Origin of the sequence: Pseudoalteromonas sp. SIMBA_162 (assembly GCF_046535955.1) — a bacterium.
Classification (GTDB): domain Bacteria; phylum Pseudomonadota; class Gammaproteobacteria; order Enterobacterales; family Alteromonadaceae; genus Pseudoalteromonas; species Pseudoalteromonas marina.
In genome coordinates this window covers 1-272 of sequence record NZ_JAWJBQ010000411.1, presented here as the reverse complement: position 1 = coordinate 272, position 272 = coordinate 1, and the positions used below count along the sequence as shown (strand labels likewise).

General features: G+C 65.4%; 1 pseudogene. It reads right to left on the bottom strand.

Going from position 1 to position 272, the window contains the following annotated elements:
* A pseudogene (locus R0J88_RS20265) lies at positions 1–272 on the bottom strand (3',5'-cyclic-AMP phosphodiesterase); the annotation flags it as partial.

The window sequence follows — 272 nt, the reverse complement described above, 5'->3', positions numbered from 1 at the left end:
GGCAAGGCCCAGCGCATCCATCCAGTCCGAGCCGATCGGCAGCGGATGATGATGCATGGCCAGCAGGATCGGGCGCGGGTCCAGCTCGACGGACAGCGCCAGTGACTGCGCAAGCTCGCTCAACTGCTCCTCGCCAAGCTCTCCCCCCGCCTGCCCGGTGACGCGCGAATCCAGACACAGCAGTCGCCAGTCGCCCAGATCCAGCTCGTGATGGAAGGGACGCAGCTCCTGCATGAATTCAGGGTGATCGTGGTTGCCCGCGAACCAGAACC